At 51.9% G+C, this 324-nt stretch carries 1 pseudogene; it reads right to left on the bottom strand.

The annotated features are described in order from the left end of the window. Positions 1-44: 44 nt before the first annotated feature. Positions 45-324 (bottom strand): annotated as a pseudogene (locus EKH49_RS16655) (IS481 family transposase); the annotation flags it as partial.

Below are 324 nucleotides of genomic sequence, written 5' to 3'. Positions count from 1 at the left end.
TGTGAAGAGTCGAGACATCGTTGACAGATGAGTCGAGACATACTTTACAAATTTTGATCGGAATCCCTCGGCCACCGGCCGGGGGATTTCTGCTTATCCGGCCAGTAGTTTCGCTCCGCGTCAATCAAATGTCTGCTCAGGATTTCTGAGGTCTCGAGATCCAGCACGGTGACTTCGACGGTGTCGATGAGCATCATGACTTTCTTTCTGCGATGGACTTTGCGTACCCCTAAATGGTGCAGTTTTCCTTCGTGCCTCAGGGTTACTTTGCCGTCCGTGTCGATGCGATCGTAGCGGATGCGAAACTCGCGATCACGGGTTACA

This window comes from Glutamicibacter sp. HZAU (assembly GCF_004100365.1).
GTDB lineage: Bacteria > Actinomycetota > Actinomycetes > Actinomycetales > Micrococcaceae > Glutamicibacter > Glutamicibacter nicotianae.
This window is presented reverse-complemented; position numbering and strand designations above follow the sequence as displayed.